The sequence below is a fragment of the Nesterenkonia massiliensis genome (genome assembly GCF_000455245.1).
GTDB classification, from domain to species: Bacteria; Actinomycetota; Actinomycetes; order Actinomycetales; family Micrococcaceae; genus Nesterenkonia; species Nesterenkonia rhizosphaerae.
The window spans coordinates 107,094-127,209 of the sequence record NZ_HG005167.1; the positions used below are offsets into that span (position 1 = coordinate 107,094).

15 protein-coding genes and 1 tRNA gene are annotated in these 20,116 nt (G+C 62.1%); 8 read left to right on the forward strand and 8 right to left on the reverse strand.

The annotated features are described in order from the left end of the window. Positions 1 to 29 precede the first annotated feature (29 nt). The 4 genes from TX78_RS06040 to serB form a co-directional block, all read right to left on the reverse strand. Positions 30 to 1,676, reverse strand: coding sequence for a glucose-6-phosphate isomerase (locus tag TX78_RS06040; RefSeq protein ID WP_044494646.1), 1,647 nt, complete (start codon positions 1,674 to 1,676; stop codon positions 30 to 32). Positions 1,677 to 1,745: 69 nt separating this feature from the next. Continuing rightward, on the reverse strand, positions 1,746 to 2,870 hold the full coding sequence (gene tal / locus TX78_RS06045; RefSeq protein WP_044494647.1) for a transaldolase: 1,125 nt from the start codon (positions 2,868 to 2,870) through the stop codon (positions 1,746 to 1,748). Positions 2,871 to 2,913: 43 nt separating this feature from the next. Next, a complete protein-coding gene (tkt, locus tag TX78_RS06050; RefSeq protein ID WP_044494648.1) occupies positions 2,914 to 5,043 on the reverse strand; it encodes a transketolase in 2,130 nt (709 codons plus the stop codon). Between the two features lie 94 nt (positions 5,044 to 5,137). Continuing rightward, positions 5,138 to 6,136, reverse strand: coding sequence for a phosphoserine phosphatase SerB (gene serB, locus TX78_RS06055; protein ID WP_049897553.1), 999 nt, complete (start codon positions 6,134 to 6,136; stop codon positions 5,138 to 5,140). Between the two features lie 60 nt (positions 6,137 to 6,196). Between serB and TX78_RS06060 the strand changes: the two genes are divergently transcribed. The 4 genes from TX78_RS06060 (at position 6,197) to TX78_RS06075 (ending at position 8,449) form a co-directional block, all read left to right on the forward strand. Next, complete coding sequence (locus TX78_RS06060; protein ID WP_044494649.1) at positions 6,197 to 6,982, forward strand: ABC transporter ATP-binding protein; 786 nt, start codon at positions 6,197 to 6,199, stop codon at positions 6,980 to 6,982. A gap of 50 nt (positions 6,983 to 7,032) precedes the next feature. Next, entirely contained in the window at positions 7,033 to 7,890 is an 858-nt protein-coding gene (locus TX78_RS06065; RefSeq protein ID WP_044494952.1) for a sulfite exporter TauE/SafE family protein, read from the forward strand. Between the two features lie 96 nt (positions 7,891 to 7,986). Beyond that, the gene (locus tag TX78_RS06070) at positions 7,987 to 8,244 is read left to right on the forward strand and encodes a type B 50S ribosomal protein L31 (protein WP_044494650.1); all 258 of its coding nucleotides are present in this window, start codon (positions 7,987 to 7,989) and stop codon (positions 8,242 to 8,244) included. A gap of 118 nt (positions 8,245 to 8,362) precedes the next feature. Further along, a tRNA-Leu gene (locus TX78_RS06075) sits at positions 8,363 to 8,449 on the forward strand. Between the two features lie 83 nt (positions 8,450 to 8,532). Here TX78_RS06075 and TX78_RS06080 read toward each other — a convergent pair. Beyond that, positions 8,533 to 9,231: a hypothetical protein gene (locus tag TX78_RS06080; protein ID WP_044494651.1), complete on the reverse strand. Its 699-nt coding sequence runs from the start codon at positions 9,229 to 9,231 to the stop codon at positions 8,533 to 8,535. A 183-nt stretch (positions 9,232 to 9,414) separates the two neighbouring features. Between TX78_RS06080 and glnA (TX78_RS06085) the strand changes: the two genes are divergently transcribed. Further along, on the forward strand, positions 9,415 to 10,755 hold the full coding sequence (glnA, locus tag TX78_RS06085) for a type I glutamate--ammonia ligase (protein WP_044494652.1): 1,341 nt from the start codon (positions 9,415 to 9,417) through the stop codon (positions 10,753 to 10,755). A 52-nt stretch (positions 10,756 to 10,807) separates the two neighbouring features. Further along, positions 10,808 to 13,858, forward strand: coding sequence for a bifunctional [glutamine synthetase] adenylyltransferase/[glutamine synthetase]-adenylyl-L-tyrosine phosphorylase (locus tag TX78_RS06090; RefSeq protein ID WP_044494654.1), 3,051 nt, complete (start codon positions 10,808 to 10,810; stop codon positions 13,856 to 13,858). On the opposite strand, the gene TX78_RS06095 is transcribed toward TX78_RS06090, so the two are convergent. After that, positions 13,846 to 14,871: an LLM class flavin-dependent oxidoreductase gene (locus TX78_RS06095; protein ID WP_044494656.1), complete on the reverse strand. Its 1,026-nt coding sequence runs from the start codon at positions 14,869 to 14,871 to the stop codon at positions 13,846 to 13,848. The genes TX78_RS06090 and TX78_RS06095 overlap by 13 nt on opposite strands. Positions 14,872 to 15,093: 222 nt before the next feature. Further along, positions 15,094 to 16,524 carry a type I glutamate--ammonia ligase gene (glnA, locus tag TX78_RS06100; protein ID WP_044494658.1) on the reverse strand — a complete coding sequence of 477 codons (1,431 nt, stop codon included), beginning with the start codon at positions 16,522 to 16,524 and terminating at the stop codon, positions 15,094 to 15,096. A gap of 236 nt (positions 16,525 to 16,760) precedes the next feature. On the opposite strand from glnA (TX78_RS06100), the gene TX78_RS06105 reads away from it, so the two are divergent. Both TX78_RS06105 and TX78_RS06110 read left to right on the forward strand, forming a co-directional pair. Further along, positions 16,761 to 17,171: an RDD family protein gene (locus TX78_RS06105; protein WP_044494660.1), complete on the forward strand. Its 411-nt coding sequence runs from the start codon at positions 16,761 to 16,763 to the stop codon at positions 17,169 to 17,171. A gap of 71 nt (positions 17,172 to 17,242) precedes the next feature. Continuing rightward, positions 17,243 to 18,544, forward strand: a complete 1,302-nt coding sequence (locus TX78_RS06110; RefSeq protein ID WP_049897557.1) for a YncE family protein — start codon at positions 17,243 to 17,245, stop codon at positions 18,542 to 18,544. A gap of 48 nt (positions 18,545 to 18,592) precedes the next feature. Here TX78_RS06110 and TX78_RS06115 read toward each other — a convergent pair. After that, positions 18,593 to 20,116: HNH endonuclease signature motif containing protein (locus TX78_RS06115; protein WP_044494661.1), on the reverse strand; the 1,524-nt coding region annotated here is incomplete at its 5' end.

Here is a 20,116-nt window from a genome sequence, read left to right on the forward strand (position 1 = left end):
CCTGTGCACTGTCTGTCACTGTGATCCGCCTAGAGGGAGTTGATGGCGTCGATGACCTGCTGCAGACCAGCAGCGCGGTCCTTCAGGTGAAGGCGCAATACTGGCATGCCATGCTCGGCCAGCACCTGGGCATCACCGGCAGCCTGGGCGGAGATCAGCTCGCTCAGGGTAAAGGGCCGCTCGGGAACATCGATATCAGTATCTGAGTCGGCTGTGATCTGCAGGAAGGCCCCCACATGCGGGCCACCCTTGTGGAACTGGCCGGTGGAGTGCAGGAACCGCGGACCCCAGCCGAACGTCACCGGCCGGCCAGCGACCTGGGACAGATGCGGCCGGATCTCCTCCAGCTCCGCTTCGCCCAGTCGGTCCAGATACGCCATCACCGCGAGATAGCCGTGGGCCGGGATTCGCGTCAGCAACGCCTGGACAGCCTCGGCAACGCTGGTCTGACCTGAGGACAGCAGTGACTCATCACCGGAGACGCTGATGGCAACGGCGCCGTCCTGGACTGATTCCTGCTCTGCGGGAGCAGGTGAGTCCAGAAGGCCGCGGGCAGCCTCCTTGGCTGATTCCACATCCGGCTGGTCAAAAGGATTGATGTTCAGCAGAGACCCGGCCACAGCGATGGCCACCTCCCACAGCAGAAACTGGGCGCCGAGGCTTCCGCCGGTGCGCACCACATGGGGGCTGACGACAGTGTCAGCAGTATCACCGTCCACGGAGGAACCTTCGTCTGACTCGGCATCGATGAGCTCGACAACAAGGACGTCGTCAGCGTCCCGAGTGAGTTCAGGCTCCCCGTCTCCCACAATGACCGGCAGCACCCCGGTGCCTTCCTTGCCGGTGGACTCGGCCACCAGCTGTTCGATCCATGCGCCCAGGCCAACCAGCGGCGATCCAGAATTGACGATCACCAGCTTGTTACGCAGCGGCGATGTCCCACCGATAGCGGCGCCGAGCTGCAGCGCGGGGTTGGAGTCATCATCTTCAGTCAGCACTTCAAGAGCATCTTCAGCATCATCCAGCAGTGCTTCCAGGTCAGCGCCGGCCAGTCCAGACGGGACCAGCCCGAAAGCGGTCAGAGCCGAGTAACGGCCTCCCACGGAGGGGTCGGCCTCGAAGATCGCCCGGACACCTGCCTGCTGAGACTGCTCCTGCATGGGGGAGCCAGGGTCAGTGACCACCACCGTGCGGGAGGCTGCGTCGATTCCGGCCTCGGTAAAGGCCCGCTGCACAATTCGGCGCTGGGAGTCGGTCTCGACGGTGGAGCCTGACTTTGACGACACCACCAGAACAGTGCGCTCGAGATCCTTCAGCGCCTTGCCCACCTGCTGCGGATCGGTGGAGTCCAGGACAATCAGCTCCAAACCCTCGGTGCCGCAGATGACTTCCGGAGCCAGTGAAGACCCGCCCATACCGGCCAGCACCACCCGGTTCACGCCTTCGGCGGCGAGTTCCTCACGCAGCTGCGCGATTCTCGGCAGCAGCGCCCGAGAGTCCTCGAAGAGCGCGACCCAGCCTAGCCGCTTGGAGGCCTCATCTTCAGCGGCCTGACCCCAGAGGGTGTGGTCCTTGGCACCGAGACGGGAGGCGAACTCGTGGTCCACCAGGCCGGGGACCTGTGCGTCGGCGGCCTCGCGGGCCGCACCCAATAATGACAGAGACAGCGAGCTCATGATTCTCCTGTGGTTCTTCAAGCGTCAGACATGGACATTCTCGGATAGTGCAGGCCGGCAGGGGCGCTGTTAGGCCTTGTTGCGGGAGAGGCCTTCGGTAATGGTGCCCAGCAGGCCCTCCCAGGACTTCTCGAATTTGCTGAGTCCATCGGCTTCGAGATGATCAACGACGGAGCGGTAGCTGATTCCTGCCGCGGATATGCCATCCAGCACCCGGTTGGACTCCACATAGGTGTCAGTCATGGTGTCGCCGTCGAACTCTCCGTGATCAGCAACTGCCATCAGAGTCTTCTCCGGCATGGTGTTGACCACGCCGGCGGCCGTGAGCTCGGTGACGTACAGGGTGTCCGACAAGCTGGGATCCTTGGTGCCTGTTGAGGCCAGCAGCAGGCGCTGGGGACGTCCACCCCGCTCAGCTAGCAGCAGCCAGCGCTCGGAGCTGAAAGACTCCGAGGCGATCTGGTGGGCCAGCCGTGCATTGGCGATGGCGGCTTTGCCGCGCAGCTTCTCGGTGCCGGTTTTGCCTTCCTCGGCGGCCAGCTCAAGGCGCTTATCCACTTCGGAGTCCACTCGGGAGACAAAGAAGCTGGCGACAGAGTGGATCTTGGAGATGTCCAGTCCATCGGCATGCGCCTTCTCCAGACCGAGCATAAAAGCGTTGATGACCGCGCGGTAGCGCTCCAGGGAGAAGATCAGTGTGACATTGACGCTGATGCCCTCGGAAAGCACCGCGGCGATCGCCTCGATACCCTCCACAGTGGCCGGAATCTTGATCATTACATTCTCGCGATCAACGGCCTTGTAGAGCGCGCGGGCGGCGGCGATGGTGCTTTCGGTATCACGAGCCAGACGGGGATCCACTTCGATGCTGACCCGACCGTCTACGCCGTCGGTGGCGGCATAGACGCCGGAGAACAGGTCACATGCCTCACGGACGTCTGAGGTAGTGATCTCAAAAACAGCCTGCTCCGCGTCTGCCCCGGAGTTGGCCAGTTCGCTCAGCTGCTGTTCGTAGGCCTCGCCGTGCTTCAACGCCGTCTCAAAAATGGTCGGATTGGTGGTGACTCCGACGACGTTGTGAGTCTCGATGAGCTTGGCGAGTGAACCGGAGTTCAGCCGTTCGCGGGAGAGGTCATCGAGCCAGATGGAAACCCCGGCGTCGCTGAGAGCCTGGGTATTGGGATTTGCAGTCATGATGTGCTCCTTAGCGGGAGGGTGTTCGAGGTCGGTAGGCGGATTAGGCAGCGGCGGCGTGGATTGATTCCTCGGCCGCTGCGGCAACGGCTTCCGCGGTGATGCCGAACTCGCGGTAGAGGACCTTGTAGTCCGCGGAGGCACCGAAATGGTCGAGACCGATGATCCGTCCGGCGTCACCGACGATCTCGCGCCAGCCCACCGGGGAACCGGCCTCTACCGACACCCGGGCCTTGACTGCCGCTGGGAGGACCTGCTCACGGTATTCGGCGTCCTGGGCAGCGAACCACTCCAGGCAGGGAGCTGAGACTACGCGAGCCGCAATTCCCTTCTGCGCCAGCGCTTCGCGAGCTTCCACAGCCAGGGAGACCTCAGAACCGGTGCCGATGAGGATGACATCAGGAGTCACCACAGCGCCGTCCTTCACAGCCTCAGCCAGAACATAGGCGCCCTTGGCAGCGCCCTCCACAGAACCGAACTCCTGCGCAGTGGCCTCAGCCGCACCGCGGGCGAACGTCGGCACACCCTGGCGGGTCAGGGCGATGCCAGCGGGGCGGTCGTTATTCTTGATCATCTCGCGCCAAGCGATTGCTACCTCGTTGGCATCGGCAGGGCGAATGACGTCCAGATTGGGGATGGCGCGCAGTGAGGCCAGCTGCTCCACCGGCTGGTGGGTGGGGCCATCTTCGCCCAGACCGATGGAGTCATGGGTCCATACAAAGATGGAGCCGATTCCCATGAGAGCGGCAAGCCGCACAGCCGGTCGCTGGTAGTCGGAGAAGATCAAGAAAGTGCCGTTGTAGGTACGCAGCGGCGTGGAGAGTGAAATGCCGTTGGTGATGGCGGCCGCGGCATGCTCACGGATGCCGAAATGCAGGTTCCGGCCGTAGGGATTGCCCTCGAATTTGTCGGTGGAGCGGTTCTCCGGGACGAAGCTGGGCTCACCGGCGATCAAGGTGTTGTTCGAGCCGGCCAGGTCAGCAGATCCGCCCCAGAGCTCTGGCAGAACCGGGGCAAGGGCGTTGATCACCTTTCCTGAGGCGGCACGCGTGGCGACATCCTCACCGGCCGGGAACTCGGGCAGCGCATCTGCCCAGCCCTCCGGCAGCTCACCGGAAGTGAGGCGATCCAGCAGGGCGGCCTGCTGCGGATTCGCCTCGCGCCAGGCGTCAAAGCTCTTCTGCCACTCTTCGTGGGCCTGAGCGCCGCGTGCAGCGACCTGACGGGCGTGGGCGAGGACATCGTCCTCCACCTGGAAGTGCTGTTCTGGATTGAAGCCCAGCACCTCCTTCAGTGCAGCAAGCTCTTCTCCACCGAGCTTCGCACCATGAATGCCACCGGTGTTCTGCTTCTTGGGGGAGGGCCAGCCGATGATGGTGCGCAGTGCAATCAGGGATGGCTTGGAGGTTTCGGCCTTGGCTTCGGCCAGCGCCCGGTGCAACTCAGCGATGTCCTCGTGGTAGTCACCGGTCTTCAGCCAGTCAACTCGCTGGACATGCCACCCATAGGCTTCGTAACGCTTAGTCACATCTTCGGTGAAGGCGATGTTGGTATCGTCTTCGATGGAGATTTTGTTGTCATCCCAGATCACCACAAGGTTGCCCAACTGCTGATGACCTGCCAGCGAGGAGGCCTCAGAGGTCACACCCTCCTGCAGGTCGCCGTCGGAGGCGATCACCCAGACCGTGTGATCAAAGGGGGACGTGCCGGGGGCGGCGTCGGGGTCCAACAGGCCACGCATGCGCCGCTGACCATAGGCGAATCCCACGGAGGAGGCCAGTCCCTGACCCAGCGGTCCGGTGGTGATCTCCACGCCGTCGGTATGTCCGTACTCCGGGTGTCCGGGGGTCTTCGAATCCCAGGTGCGCAGCGCCTCGATATCTTCGAGCTCCAGGCCGTAGCCGGAGAAGAACAGCTGCAGGTAAAGGGTCAAAGAGGTGTGTCCGGGGGAGAGGATAAAGCGGTCTCGGCCAATCCACTGCGGGTCGCTGGGATCATGGCGCATGACCTTCTGGAAGAGCAGATACGCAGCAGGAGCCAGGGACATGGCGGTGCCCGGGTGGCCGGAACCGACCTTCTCTACGGCATCTGCGGCCAGAACGCGCAGAGTGTCCACGGCACGCTTATCCACCTCGGTGAATGCGGCTGACTCATTGACGGCAGTTTCGTTCACGTGAACGTCCTCCAAGCAGTGGTTCTATTACAAGCAGTGGTTCTATTAAAGGGATCATGTGGAAGCACGCCTTTGTGCCGCATCTCACTCCAGCCTACCGGTGAGCGGGCACTTCGAGCGGGGTTAGGCCCAGGGCATAGCTGATCAATTGCATATTGCGGTGCGAGATGACCAGATCAGCCTGCTCCGCCAGTGCGGGTTTGGCGCAGAAGGCCACACCCACACCGGCAGCCCCCAGCATGTCCAGGTCATTGGCGCCGTCGCCGACTGCTACCACGTTCGAGACCGGGACTCCGGAGTCTAGGGCCCAGTGCTTCAACTGTTCGCGCTTCACCGCCCGGTCCACCACCTGGCCGGTGACCTTGCCGGTGAGTTTGCGGTCTCTCAGTTCAAGGATGTTGGCCCGGTAGCCGGTGAGGCCCAGTTGCTCGGCCAGGGGCTGCAGAATCTGTTCGAAGCCACCGGATACCGCAAAGGCGGGGTATCCACGACGACGGAAAGTCTCCAGCAGTTGCGGGGCACCCTCGGTGGGGGTCACTTTCAGCAGGGTCTGTTGAAGAACCTGTTCGGGAAGGTCCTGCAGTACCGCAACCCTGGCATGAAGAGATTCGCTGAAATCGAGTTCGCCGCGCATGGCACGCTCGGTCACCTCAGCAACCTCCGCCTCTTTGCCGGCGTGTGCAGCCAAGAGATCAATGACTTCTTGGTCAATGAGGGTGGAGTCGACATCCATGACCAGCATCATCTGCCCGGTGGGGCGATGGTGGACTGACAGCACTGTGGTGGTCACCTCGGGATTGTCGCTGGGCTGTCGGCCGCGCAGCTGCTCAGCTGCGTCTTCCAGCAGGGACACGAGGAACTGCGAGCCGAAATCGTCGTCGGAGTCATCGAGTGTCACAGACCAGCGGACCGCCTGGATGCCGCTGCTAGGGGTGGCGAAAGATTCCGCCTGGGCGGCATGGACGGTACCGCGCCGAGCGAACTCGGCCGTGAGCGAGCGCATCAGGGCGGGATCGAGCTCAGCTGCGGCGATCATCGCTACAGTCCCGGTCGGCAGGTCTTGGGCGGTCTCAGCGGCAGTGGCAGCACTCATAGCGAGATCACTCTAACTGGTTGCGCAGACATCAGGTCGCTGTTCGATAGTGTTGAGGTCATGAGTCCAGTCCTTTCTCTCAGCGGCGTCACGGTGCGTCGCGGACGCAAGCTGCTGCTGAACAACATCTCCTGGCAAGTCAACGACGACGAGCGCTGGGTCATCCTCGGGCCCAATGGTGCCGGTAAAACAACTCTGCTGCAGATTGCCGCCGCGCGACTTTTCCCCACCGCTGGCCAGGTGCAGATCCTTGACGAGCAGCTGGGCGCCGTCGATGTCTTTGAGCTGCGGCCACGCATTGGGCTGAGCTCGAACGCCATCGCTAATTCGCTTCCCGGGCATGAGACTGCCTTGAACGCCGTGGTCACTGCGGCCTACGGAGTGACCGGCCGGTGGCGCGAAGAGTATGAGCGCTTCGACGAGAAGCGGGCCTTCAGCCTGCTCAACGCGTGGGGTGTCGGCACCGTTTTCGACCGTCCCTTCAGCACCTTGAGTGAGGGCGAACGGAAAAGGGTGCAGATCGCTCGAGCGTTGATGACTGATCCGGAGCTGCTGCTGCTGGATGAGCCCGGTGCGGGTCTGGACCTGGCAGGCCGAGAGGCCCTGGTAGCACGGACGTCTGAGCTGATGGCCGATGAGGCTGCACCGGCTACGGTTCTGGTGACGCATCACCTGGAAGAGATCCCGCCGGGCTTCACACATGTGCTGTTGCTGCGCGACGGGGAAGTAGTCGACGCCGGTCCCATCTCATCCACACTGACCTCGCAGAGCCTGAGCAGGACTTTTGATATGCCGTTGGAGCTGACTGAGCGCAATGGACGCTACAGCGCCTTTATGAAGCAGTAGCCGCTGTGGAGGCCGCTATCGACGCTGTTCTCGGGTTCGAGCTGCATGGCCTGGGGATTGGGCTGGTGCTGCTCATCCTGGTGGCCGCTGTGTGGGCCGGTGCTATTAATACTGTGGTGGGCTCCGGAACTCTGGTGACCTTTCCAGTTCTAGTGGCGATGGGCGTGCCTCCGGTCTCCGCCACGGTGTCCAACGCGATGGGGTTGATTGCGGGGAACTTCACCGGCGCTTGGGGATACCGCCGTGAGATCCTGCAAGTGCGTTCTGTGCTTGCGAAGTTGGTGCCGGCGTCCTTTGTGGGAGGTGTGATCGGTGCAGCGCTGCTGATCATGCTGCCGGAAGAGGTTTTCGGCAAAGTCGCACCGGTGCTGATTCTGGTCTCGCTGTTGATGGTCATCGCCCAGCCGCGACTGGCGGCGTGGATTAAACGACGGAAAACAGAAGAAGCAGCTGATCCAGAGACCCCCTCGCCAGGAGATCCTGCCGAGACGGCAGCGCAAAAGGCAGCCGACTCAGTGGGCTGGCCGTTGATAGTCCTGGTATTCCTTGCCGGCATCTACGGCGGGTACTTCGTGGCGGCCCAGGGCATTCTGCTGATGGGGATCATGGGTATTTTCCTGGCCGCCACCATGCAGCAGGCCAACGGGGTCAAGAACCTCCTAGTGGCTTTTGTGAACCTCACCGCGGCGATCAGTTACGTAGTGGTGGACTATGTGCTGCGTGATCCGGATGACCGGGTGATCCTGTGGGGGATTGTGCTGGTGATTGCCGTGGGATCCACTCTGGGTGGTCTCATCGGCGCCTGGGTGGGACGGCGCCTGAGTCCGGTGGTGCTGCGCAGCATTATCATCGTGCTGGGTCTGGTGGCGCTGGCTGTGATGCTCAATAATCTCTTCGGCATCGTTTGACCTGATATAGTTGATCGCTGGCACATCTGTGCCCACGTACTTATTTTCTCCAGCTTCTGGCAAAATCCAGCGGCATACGAAAAGGACACCGAACCCATGAAGTCTGATATCCACCCGACCTACCAGCCGGTCATCTTCAACGACCTGGCTTCCGGCGAGAAGATCCTCACCCGCACCACTGCCACCTCTGATAAGACGATGGAGTGGGAAGACGGCAACACCTACCCGGTGATCGACGTCGAGATCTCGGCTGCTTCACACCCGTTCTACACCGGTAAGCAGCGCATTATGGACTCCGCAGGCCGCGTGGAGCGCTTCAACCAGCGCTTCAAGGGCTTCGGCGGCAAGGGCTGACCAGCCCTTCCTGGTTCCGATTAGGGACTCAGGCCGCTGGCGTGCTAAGCTCTCTTGGCCCCACGTTGAGGAATCAATGAGGGAATCCCAAGAAAAGCTGCTGATCAGGCGGCCGCTCGCGCGGGTGGCGGAATAGGTAGACGCGCTAGCTTGAGGTGCTAGTCCTCACATATCGAGGGTAGGGGTTCAAGTCCCCTTCCGCGCACGCGAGTAAGAAGACCCCGGCTGGGGAGGAGAGATCCTCACCCGACCGGGGTCTTCTTGTGTCTGGGGGTGCCCCACCATCAGCTACGGAGTCCACGCCGCTCGAGCCTGGGACTGCTGCCACAGGAACTGATTGATCTCGTCCTGGGGCTGACCCGCTTCGGCAAGGGTTGACGTCTCAATGCCTTCCCAAACGGAGGCGAACGCCTCCAAGTGCTCCCACTCACCAATCTCGAGGTAGTCGGGATGGCAGTAGGGATCGGGCATCACGCCCTGTCCATTCCATTCTTGGGGCCAGCCAACAGGCTGGCCACCGGCGTTGTGGGCAGCCTTATGCGCAAGGGAATCGGCGTCATCGCAACGAAGGTGATGGACCTCGACGCCAGCGCCTGCTTCGCCGTCGAGGTGCACTATGTTGATTTTCTGGCCGTCCCCGAAAATCTGCTGGCTGGGTCGGAATACTCGATCCTCAGCGGGCTCGGCTGGGCAAAGGTGAAGAAGATCATCTTCGGTGAACACTGAATCGGCATCGACGAAGACGTCTATCTTGTCTTCCACACACTCGGGAAGTGTCATCCCCTCGGCCAATTGTGCTTCCACCACCGGAACGGCGGAGGATTCGTTGTCAGGGCTGTGCTCACCGCCGCTGACCTGTGCTGTTGCAGACTCGCTCGGGGTTGACGTCTGTTCACTATCAGCAGTCGATGCGAAGGCCGAGCAGGAGGTGGCCAGAACGATTACGCCGATGGCACCGACGACGGGCAGCAGGGGAGTAGAGCGCATGCCGTGACCCTATACAGCGGCAGAAGGAGTTGACCAGACCCTGCGCCCTGGCTGCTCAGAGGCAAGATCTCAGTGCCGAGCTCATTTTCGCCAGAGATAGTCGTGCCGCGGTGAGCGGATACTGCGGCTGGGCGATAGAGTAGACGCGGCGCTGACAAAGCACTTTCCAGGAGGCATTTGAGCATGGATCGACAGCAGGAATTCGTACTGCGCACCATTGAGGAGCGCGATGTCCGCTTCGTGCGCCTCTGGTTCACCGACGTCGTCGGCTCGCTGAAGTCTGTGGCGCTGGCCCCGGCTGAGGTGGAAGGAGCTTTCAGCGAAGGACTCGGCTTCGACGGCTCCTCCATTGAGGGACTCTCGCGTATCTCGGAGTCTGACATGCTGCTGAAGCCGGACCCCTCTACTTTCCAGATTCTGCCCTGGCGTGGCGAGGACGAGCCCACATCCCGCATGTTCTGCGATGTGCTCACTCCTGACCAGGAACCTGCTGCCGGTGACCCCAGGCATGTACTGCGTCGCCAGCTGGACCAGGCTGCGGAAATGGGCTTCACCGTCTACACCCACCCCGAGGTGGAGTTCTACCTGCTGGACTCAGAACAGCCAGATGCGCATGGACAGCTGCACCCGGCTGACCGGGCCGGCTACTTCGACCACCTGACCGGATCGGTCTCTCAGGATCTGCGACGTCACACGGTGAATATGCTCGAAGCCGTGGGCATCTCCGTAGAGTTCAGCCACAATGAGGTGGGCCCGGGGCAGAACGAGATCGACCTGCGATACGCAGATGCCCTCACCATGGCGGATAACATCATGACCTTCCGCACCATCGTCAAAGAAGTGGCCCTGCAGCACGGCAAATTCGCGACGTTCATGCCGAAACCCTTCTCTGAGCATCCTGGTTCGGCGATGCACACCCATTTCAGCCTCTTCGAAGGCGACTCCAACGCGTTCTACGCCCCCAATGCGGAGTTCAACCTCTCCACTACGGCCCGCCAGTTCATTGCCGGCGTTCTGCTTCACGCACCAGAGATCACCGCTGTCACCAACCAGTTCGTGAACTCCTATAAGCGGCTCTGGGGCGGGGGAGAGGCCCCCAGCCATGTCTCCTGGGGTCATAACAATCGTTCAGCGCTGATGCGCGTACCGCTGTACAAGCCGACTAAGGGCGGCTCCGCACGTATTGAGTTCCGCGGTATCGACTCTGCAGCCAACCCCTATCTGGCCTATGCGGCGGTCATCGGCGCTGGTCTTAAGGGCATCCGGGAAGGCTATGAACTCGGTGAGGCAGTGACCGAGGACGTCTGGGCGCTGACCACCGCCGAGCGCAAAGCCCTGGGCATCAATCCGCTCCCGGGCACCCTGCACGAGGCCCTCCGTCAGATGGAGGAGTCCGAGCTGGTGGCAGAGATCCTCGGGGAGCAGCTCTTCGAGATCTTCCTGCGCAATAAGCGGCAGGAATGGGACGCCTACCGGGTCAATGTCTCTCCCTTTGAGGTCAGCCAGTACCTCGGGGCTGTCTAACCACGGCGGGTCAGCAAGTGGCAGCACATAGGCTGCGGCAGAAAAGGACTCCTTGAGCACCAGCACTGTTTCAGCACGTGACCTGATCGCGGCAGGCTTTCAGGAGCTTGAACGCGCTAAGACCTTCCTGTGCGACAAACAGCTTCAGGATTTCAACACCGATGCCCTGATCACCACGCTGCGCCATGCCCCGCAGCCGGATCAAGCGCTTCTGCTCCTGATCCGGCTCCTCGAGCGGGCACCGCAGATCCGCCGCCTCTTCGCGGACGACGACGGCGAGGTCTATCCTGAAGCGCTCCCGCTGGCCCGTCTGCTTGGGGCTTCGGAAGCGCTCACGGAGTTTCTCATCCGGCATCCGGAGAACACCGACGTCCTCTTCGAGGACTATTCCGCAGAGCCGGCGGAGGTCTCGTCGTCCACATTGCGCACCACGATGCTGACCGCGGCTGGAGCCGACCCGCAAGCCCCTGGGAATCCGCTCGCCAGACTCAGCGAAGATTTCACCGCCACCGAGGCAGCCTGCCAGGTACGGGTGGCCTACCGCCGTGAGATCACCCGGCTGGCGCTGCGTGACTTGTGCGCCGCGGATCCATTGGCCTATCAGCCGGCAGTCTCACGTCAGCTCGCCGACGCCGCCTCAGCCGCCATTGAGGCAGGTCTGGCGATTTCACGCGCGCACCTGCAGCAGCGTCGACCCTCAGCTGAACGGGTCGATCTGGCCGTGATCGGCATGGGCAAATGCGGTGCCCGGGAACTGAATTACATCTCCGATGTGGATGTGGTTTTTGTGCACCGGGCACCCGAGGAGATGGACGACACTGAAGGGCTGAACTGCGCCGCCGCACTGGCCAGCGGTATCTCCCAGGCCCTGGGGGCATCCCACGGGGAGCCCGCACTCTGGGAGATTGATGCGAATCTGCGGCCCGAGGGGAAGGACGGGCCGCTCTCACGCACGCTAGCCTCCCACCAGGAGTACTATCGCCGCTGGGCCCACGGTTGGGAGTTCCAAGCGCTGCTGAAAGCACGCCCTATTGCTGGCAGCCCTGAGCTGGGACAGCAGTATATGGACAGCATCTGGCCGCTGGTCTGGCAGTCCTCCGCTCGGGAGGGTTTTGTGGAGGACGCTCAGGGCATGCGGCGGCGAGTGTTCGAGAATATACCCGCAGGACAGGCGCATCGGGAGATCAAACTGGGCCGCGGTGGACTGCGTGACATCGAGTTCACCGTTCAGCTGCTGCAGCTGGTGCACGGCCGGGTAGATGAGAACCTGCACGTGCGAGACACCCTCAGCGCTATCACGGCCCTGGCCGAGGGCGAATACATGTCCAGTAAGGACGCGGAGGCCATGTCGCGGTGCTACCGGCAGCTGCGCCTCTACGAGCACCGCATTCAGATGACGCATATGCGCCGCACCCACCTCATGCCGGAAAAAGAGGACCAACTGCGCGCCCTTGCGCAAGCCAGCCGTCCACCAGGCGAGCTTCGACGTCCAGCGCCAGATGAAGTCCTCGACGCCTGGCGGAAAGTGGTTCGTGAGGTCTCCACCTTCCATGAAAAGATCTTCTACCGCCCACTGCTGTCCACCACAGCCGTGCTTTCCGACGACGATGTGCGGCTCTCCGCTGAGGCCGCACAAGCGCGCCTGATGGCACTGGGGTACCGCGACGCGGCAGGGGCGATGCGGCACATCAATGCCCTGACCCAGGGTGTGGCCCGGCGCGCTACGCTGCAGAAGCGGATCTTGCCGGCCATGCTGGGCTGGTTCGCCGAAGGAGTCGATCCCGATGCCGGACTTTTGGCCTTCCGGCGGCTGAGCGAATCCCTGGGCACGAGCCCGTGGTATCTGACGATGCTTCGGGACTCGTCCATGGCGGCAGAGCGGCTGTGCCACATTCTCTCCAGTTCGAAGCTGATCTCTCAGATGCTGGAGCACTCTCCAGAGTCCACTAGATGGTTGGGCGACGACGACGCCCTGAAGCCCCGCAGTTTTGAGACGCTCTGGGCGGAGGTCCAGAACGCGATCGCGCGCCATGACGGCGAAACTGCCACAGCGGTGCGGCTGGCCCGGTTGGTCCGTCAGCGCGAGATGCTGAGAACGGCAGTGGCAGATGCCTCAGGGCTGTTGCAGCTGGAGGAGGTCGGGGAGGCTCTCTCCTTGGCTGATCGAGTCGCCACCCTGGGAGCGCTGAGGGTCGCCGAGAACGAGATTTTCGAAGCCGAAGGTCAGAAGATTGATTTTCTGGTGGTCGCCATGGGGCGCCAAGGTGGTCGAGAAATCACCTACGGCTCGGACTTGGATGCGCTGTACGTACACCGTGCCCGGCCGGATGTCTCAACGGCAGAAGCCGACCAACAGGCGCAGAAGCTCGCCCAGCGCCTCTCAGCGTTACTGTCGAAACCGATCCGACCAGCGGTGAAGGGAGAGTTCCCGCTGCAGATTGACGCTGATCTGCGTCCCGAGGGGAGAAAGGGGCTGCTGACGCGGTCTCTGGAGTCCTACCGGGAGTATTACCGGCGCTGGATGGCAGTCTGGGAGCGGCAAGCACTGCTCAGGGCCCGGCCGCTTGCCGGTAGTGACGCCCTGTCCGCTGACTTTATGGAACTGGTGGACTCCATCCGTTACGGTGAGCCACCCGACTCCGCGCAGATCCGGGAGATTCGGCGCATCAAAGCCCGTGTGGAATCCGAGCGGCTGCCGCGCGGGGCTGATCCGGCGCGCCACGTGAAACTCGGACGCGGAGGCTTAAGCGACGTCGAGTGGCTGGTTCAGCTGATGCAGCTTCAGCACGGACATGAGGAGAAGCTCTTGCGCACCACCTCCACACTTACGGCATTGAACGGACTGGTAGACCGGCAGCTGATGAGCCCGGTTGACGCTGCCGTACTGGCTGATGCTTGGACACTGTGCAGCCGGGTTCGTGCTGCCATCATGGTGTGGAGCGGCAAGACCTCTGATGTCCTGCCCGCGGCCCGGCGTGACCTTGAAGCGATTTCCCGCTGGTGCGGATACGACGCCGGGCACGCGTCAGCATTCGAAGAGGACTATCTGCGAACCACCCGGCGCAGCCGGCAGGTCTTCGAGCGGCTGTTCTACGAGACCTGAGCTGCAGGTGCCGTGACTCCTTCAGGGGCCAGCAGCTGCAGCGTCCGGTGCTGGACCTCCTCATCAGGAGCGAGATTCACCAGCATCAACTCATCGGCTGCCACCGAGTCAGCGAACTCGTTGAGCCAGGTGGTGACTTCTTCTCGTGTTCCAGCAGCGGTCTTGGAGAGCATAGTGAGTACCTGCTGACCGGCAGGATGATCGCGCAGCATCGCGACGTCGTCGTCGGTCAATGGTTTGTTCCGGCCCAGCATGGATTTGATCCAGCCATCCTCGGCTCGACGCCGCTGTGTGCGAGCCAGCTCGCCGTCGTCATGGGCGATGACATTGGCAGCCGCAATGAAATGCGGTGTGGCATCCGGACCCGCCAATGACTGGGTGGCATCGAAGTGCTCACGGTAGGTGTGAGCCGCGTGCTCAAGCATCTGCGGGGCGAAATGAGAGGCGAAAGCGTAGGGGAGACCCAGCTTGGCTGCCAGCTGCGCGCCGAAGAGCGATGATCCCAGGATGAACATGGGCACGTCAGTGCGCCAGCCCGGATAGGCGTTGACCCCCGGGATACGAGAGTAGCCGGTGAGATAGCCATTGAGCTCCATGACATCGGACTGGAACCGATCCGCCTCGGTGCCGTCGCGGCGCAGGGCTCGCATGGTCGCCCCATCAGTGCCCGGGGCACGGCCCAGACCCAGATCAATGCGTCCCGGATAAAGAGTCTCCAGTGTGCCGAACTGCTCGGCGATCACCAGCGGGGCATGGTTGGGGAGCATAATGCCGCCGGCACCTACACGGATGCGTGAGGTCTGGGAGGCGATGTGCTGGATCAGCAGCGAGGTCGCCGAGGACGCCACATGGGGCATGTTGTGGTGTTCAGCGAACCACAGCCGGGTATAACCCAACTGATCGGCAGATTGTGCGAGCCGGACGCTTCGAGCGATGCCATCGGCGATGCTGCTGCCTTCGCTGACGCGCGCGAGATCCAGCACAGAGAGGGGGCGGGAGACTGAGTCGGTCATATTCAGTGGCAACGCCAGGCGGCGTCGTTCTCATCCCACATATCAGCGTGAGTAATTCCACGTCTGCGGGCTAGTCGCATTCCGCGGGCACAGGTCGACAGGGCACTCCAGCGGTTGGGGGAGACGAACAATGGCCGTGTGCCGGTGGTAATAGTTGAGCCCGCACCTGAATCAGGTACGGGCTCAACCACATGGTCGGTCTCGATCAGACTGCGCAGTCGATCAGACCGAGAAGTACAGCTCGAACTCGTAGGGGTTCGGGCGCAGGTTCAGCGGGGCGATCTCTTCCTCGCGCTTGTACTCGATCCACGCCTGGATCAGTTCCTCGGTGAATACACCGCCTTCGAGCAGGAACTCGTGATCAGCCTCGAGTGCTTCCAGCGCCTCGTCCAGAGAACCGGGAGCCTGCGGGATGTCCTTGAGCTCCTCGGCGGGCAGCTCGTAGAGGTCCTTATCCACTGGTTCGTGGGGCTCGATGCGGTTCTTGATGCCGTCCAGGCCGGCCATCAGCATGGCGGCGAAGGCCAGGTACGGGTTGCCGGAGGCGTCAGGCGCACGGAATTCGATGCGCTTGGCCTTCGGGTTGGAACCGGTGATGGGGATGCGGATCGCGGCAGAGCGGTTGCCCTGCGAGTAGACCAGGGAGACCGGGGCCTCGTAGCCCTTGACCAGGCGCTTGTAGGAGTTCACCGTGGGGTTGGTGAACGCCAGCAGAGCATGGGCGTGCTTGAGGATGCCGCCGATGTACCAGCGTGCGGTATCAGAGAGGTTGGCGTAGCCAGTCTCGGAGTAGAACAGCGGATCTCCGTCTGACCACAGGGACTGGTGGACGTGCATGCCCGAGCCGTTCTCTTCGAAGACGGGCTTAGGCATGAAGGTGGCAACCAGACCGAACTGGTCAGCAGTGTTCTTCACCACGTACTTGAACTTCTGGATGTCATCGGCAGCCAGGGTCAGAGTGTTGAACTTGTAGTTGATCTCCTGCTGGCCGGGACCAGCCACCTCGTGGTGGGACCGCTCTACGGAGAGACCTGCGCGCTCCAGCGCCAGGACGATCTCGTCACGGACTTCAGCGGTCTTGTCCTGTGGGGAGACGGGGTAGTAGCCGCCCTTATGGGCCAGCTTGTGAGCGTCAGATACGCCGTCGAACTCACGGGAGTTCTCATTGCCCCAGGTGGCCTCGCGTGCCGTCAGGGAGTAGAAGGACTCCTGGGGGCTGGACTTGAAGGACACGGAGTCAAACAGGAAGAACTCGGCTTCTGGGCCGAAGAAAGCAGTATCAGCGATACCCGAGGATGCCAGGTACTGCTCGGCCTTCTGAGCCACGCCGCGCGGGTCGCGGCCATAGGGCTCACCGGTGCGGGGGTTGATGATGGAGAACGTCATGACCAGGGTCTTGGCCACGCGGTACTCGTCAATAAACGCGGTGGAGGGATCCGGGATCAGCTGCATATCGGAATCCTGGATGCCCTGGAATCCGCGGATGGAGGAGCCGTCGAAGAGCTGGCCGTTCTCGAAGAAGTCGAGGTCCACGGTGTGGGCGGGAACGTTGAAGTGGTGCTGGAGACCGGGAAGATCCGTGAACCGGATGTCAACGAACTTGACGTCCTCTTCCTCGATGAACTTCAGAACTTCTTCAGGGCTGGAAAACATTGCGTCCGTGCTCCTCATCTGAGTGACTTTTACTGTGAGCCGCAGCGATTCCCTAGGCGGGGACGTGCCGGGTAAAGCGGCGGCGCTCACCCCTCACCCTACCGACACTGCGATTTCCCCGCGGTCACGCATTTGTTTCGGGCATGTTACAAAGTCTGCACGCGCGCCGACCGCGCTGCGCAGCAGCGGCCTTCGGCTCGGGCGGACGGTGTGGAAGAAAAGTAGACTGGCACCTCGTGAGCACAACCAACGACGACGCCTGGCCCGGACAGCAGCTGGGCCTGCCCGCTGAGGGCCCTGGTTCCCTGGCGCCTTGGAGCAGACGGATTCTTGCGCTGTTTATCGACTGGGGTATTGCAAGTCTCATCTCAGCGACCTGGTTCGACCTCAACGTCTGGGTGACCCTGGGCATCTTCCTGCTGATGCATGTTGTACTGCTTGGGCTGCTAGGAGTCACGATCGGCAAGCGACTTGTGCGCTTACAGGTGGTGCGATTGGTGCCCGGTGAGCCTGCGCGGACGCCAGGGCCGGTCTGGGCGTTGGTTCGCTCCGGGTTGCTGCTTCTGGTCCTGCCAACCGTGGTGATTTCCCCCGATGGGCGCGGGGCACATGACAAAATCGCAGGAACGGTTCAGGTGCGCATGTAGCGCAACTGATCCCTCCCACGCCTACGTTTGCGATGCTTCCTGCAACGCACCTGAGACTGACTGAGGACCCCATGACTTCCAGCCCTTTGCCGCACTACCTGACCGCCGGGGCGCTTGGCCTGGCCCTGGTGCTGTCCTCCTGTGGTTCCCAGGACACGACAGATCAGGACGCAGCGCAGGATGAATCCACTATCCCCGGCCCCACTGTGCAGGCCAGCGAGGACGACGCGGACACTGCTGATGAAGAGTCACCGCAGCCTGCCGAGGACCAGCAGGACGCAGACCAGCAGGACGCAGACCAGCAGGGCGAAGAAGCCGCAGAAGATGACGAGGAGGCTGCGGCAACTCAATGGCCAGCATCGAACACCACCACGATGGCTGCTGAGTCCACGATTTCGGAGCCGGTGATCTCACCTAAGTCGATAGTCTCCAATGATCATGGCCTGGCGATCGCCAACAACATGATGTACCAGAACACGGTGACCCTCTATGACACTGAGGCACAGGAACTGGTCCAGGAACTGTCGGACCGTGTGAGCCCAGGGGCCTTAGGAGCCTCGGGATACCCGGAGTCGGTGGTTGGCGCCCCGGTGGAGGCGGTGTGGACCGAGGACGGACAGTATGCGTATGTCTCTCAGTATCGGCTTGAGGACATGGGCGCCGGTGCGTATGACGATTGCCGTAACGGCGATGCTGTAGCCCCGTCGGCGGTCTATCGGTACAGCGTGGCAGATCAGGATTGGGATCAGTTCATTGAAGTCGGACGGGTACCAAAATTTGTGGAGCTGACCCCGGATGGCTCACGGCTGCTGGTCTCGAACTGGTGTGATCATGACCTATCAGTGGTGGACACTGAAACAGGGGAGGAGATCAATCGGGTACCGGTGAACTCTCAGCCTCGCGGTATCGCGGCGTTGCCAGATAACAGGACGGTTTTTGTGGCGGCTATGTACGCCAACGAGCTGTATCGCTTGGATCTGGAAACAGGTGAGCAGGAAGTCATCTATAACCAGGCAGAGTTTCCTCGCCATCTTTCACTCTCACCTGATGCGAAAACTCTCTACGTGACGTTTGCGCACTCGGATCTGCTGGTCGCATTCGACACTGAGACCAATGAGGTCATTCGTACAGCCAGTACGGGCCGGGAGCCGCGCAGTATGGATATTTCAGCTGATGGCACGGCGCTCTACGTAGTGAACTACTTTGAGGACACCGTCTCGAAATTCGACGCGGAGACTTTTGAGGAGATCGAACGCCTGCCCACGGGGCATCTGCCGATTGGAGTGACGTACGATCCGGTCACTGCCAGTGTGTGGGTGGCGAACTACTCGGGCACGATCAGTATCTACGATGATCACTCCAACGCGCGTTAACGCATTCGGTTCAGGCTGAGTCGTTGGCCCCCTGTGCTGGCAGGGATCTTAGGCCGCGAGGCCGTGTGTCACTGCCAGGCTATGCCAGAGCAGATCGGGCGAACGCCTGCCCTCGCCCTGCTGATTGGACGGGGCCTGGGCGCAGCTTACATACGTCTGCTGTTCGGCAGGCGGAACAGAATCGCTGTAGTTCTCCTCCAGGAGTGCTTCCCAGGGGCTGTGAGTTCGCTGCCTGTGAGTTCGCTGTCCCGGCTGGCTGAGGTACTCGCCCGGACTACAGCCTGACCTTGGTGCGTTGTAGGGATCGCGGTTTCTTCCCGCGCCATCCCACTGTCGGGTATGACTGACTGTGTCTGCCCCGCCGCCAGCGCCAGTTCCACTGCCAGTTCCGCCGCCGGTTTCTGCGCCGCTGTTTGAGCTTTTGGTTTGTGGTGGTGGGTGGAGGAAGCCGTGGGATTTCATGCGGTGATGTCGTCGGCACAGTGCCCAGAGGTTGCTGGCAGTGGTTTCCCCACCCTGTTCCCAGGGGGTCTGGTGGTCGATGTCGCAGCGTTCGGCGCTGATGGTGCATCCGTCTGCTTGGCAGGTCCCGTCTCGGAAGATCAGTGCGTCGCGTAGGTGTGCTGGTGGGTAGCGTCCGATATAGCGGGCACTGAGCAGGTCATACTCTGCGTTCTTGGGATCCTTGCGGGTATGGCCTTGGTACCAGTGGTGATTGGCTTCGGGATCTGCGGCAAGGTGGCGTGCCTGCTCGGCGGGGATCATCCATGACCGATCTGCTGCCATCGCCGGTTCATCTGTTTCTCCGGTGAGGCTGGCCTCGGGGATCATGATCATGATCTTGGCATCAACCGCGGCGTCATAGACGCGTCCATCGCGAAGCCATGCGGTGAGGAGGTCTGCTTCCCGCTGCGCCAGGGTGCGAGGGGCACCGGTGCGGGGATCCGCTGCTTGGGGATCACTGGTGTGCGGGTCACTGGTCTGGTCGAGTCCGCGGGCCGCGGCTTTGAGTCGTTTCTCGATAGCGGCAGCTTCCAAGGTCGGGATATACGCCTGCAGATAACTCATTCCGTGGGACTGGTGCTGAAACCGTACGAACCGGGACTGGGACGCCTTCTCACAAGCCCTGGCGTAGGCCTCTGGGTCTAGTGAGGCGATGTAGCGGGTGAGCCAGTGATGAAACTCTGAGAGACTACGGCGTTGGGCTTGCTCTGCTGCGGCCTGGTCCAGTTGTCGCAGCAGGTCGTCGGGGAGGTCACTAGTGGCGGCGTCGACGGTTTTCCGCACCCGGGGCAGGTCAATAAGACCCTCACAGAATGCTCCCCACGTGCGGGGGAGAAGGCACTTAGCCTCCTGTGTGGTGTTCAGGACAGTGGTAGCAGTACGGTCACTGACCCCGAGGATCCGGGCGGCATCACGAACAGCGGCACGGTCTGCCTCAGACCGGGTGACCAGGGGTTCCCGGGCATAATGCGCGGCAGTCCGTTGCCGGTAGTCAAGAAGTGCGGTGATGGTGGCTGCTTCAGCACGCCTGGCGGTGACTTGCTGTTCCCAGGCGGCAGACAGTTCGGG

Coding starts and splice junctions, on each gene's coding strand:
- TX78_RS06110 (WP_049897557.1), top strand. CDS start 17,243: ATGACTTCCAGCCCTTTGCCGCACTACCTGACCGCCGGGGCGCTTGGC.
- serB (WP_049897553.1), bottom strand. CDS start 6,136: ATGAGTGCTGCCACTGCCGCTGAGACCGCCCAAGACCTGCCGACCGGG.
- TX78_RS06070 (WP_044494650.1), top strand. CDS start 7,987: ATGAAGTCTGATATCCACCCGACCTACCAGCCGGTCATCTTCAACGAC.
- glnA (WP_044494652.1), top strand. CDS start 9,415: ATGGATCGACAGCAGGAATTCGTACTGCGCACCATTGAGGAGCGCGAT.
- TX78_RS06040 (WP_044494646.1), bottom strand. CDS start 1,676: ATGAGCTCGCTGTCTCTGTCATTATTGGGTGCGGCCCGCGAGGCCGCC.
- TX78_RS06060 (WP_044494649.1), top strand. CDS start 6,197: ATGAGTCCAGTCCTTTCTCTCAGCGGCGTCACGGTGCGTCGCGGACGC.
- TX78_RS06095 (WP_044494656.1), bottom strand. CDS start 14,871: ATGACCGACTCAGTCTCCCGCCCCCTCTCTGTGCTGGATCTCGCGCGC.
- TX78_RS06080 (WP_044494651.1), bottom strand. CDS start 9,231: ATGCGCTCTACTCCCCTGCTGCCCGTCGTCGGTGCCATCGGCGTAATC.
- glnA (WP_044494658.1), bottom strand. CDS start 16,524: ATGTTTTCCAGCCCTGAAGAAGTTCTGAAGTTCATCGAGGAAGAGGAC.
- tal (WP_044494647.1), bottom strand. CDS start 2,870: ATGACTGCAAATCCCAATACCCAGGCTCTCAGCGACGCCGGGGTTTCC.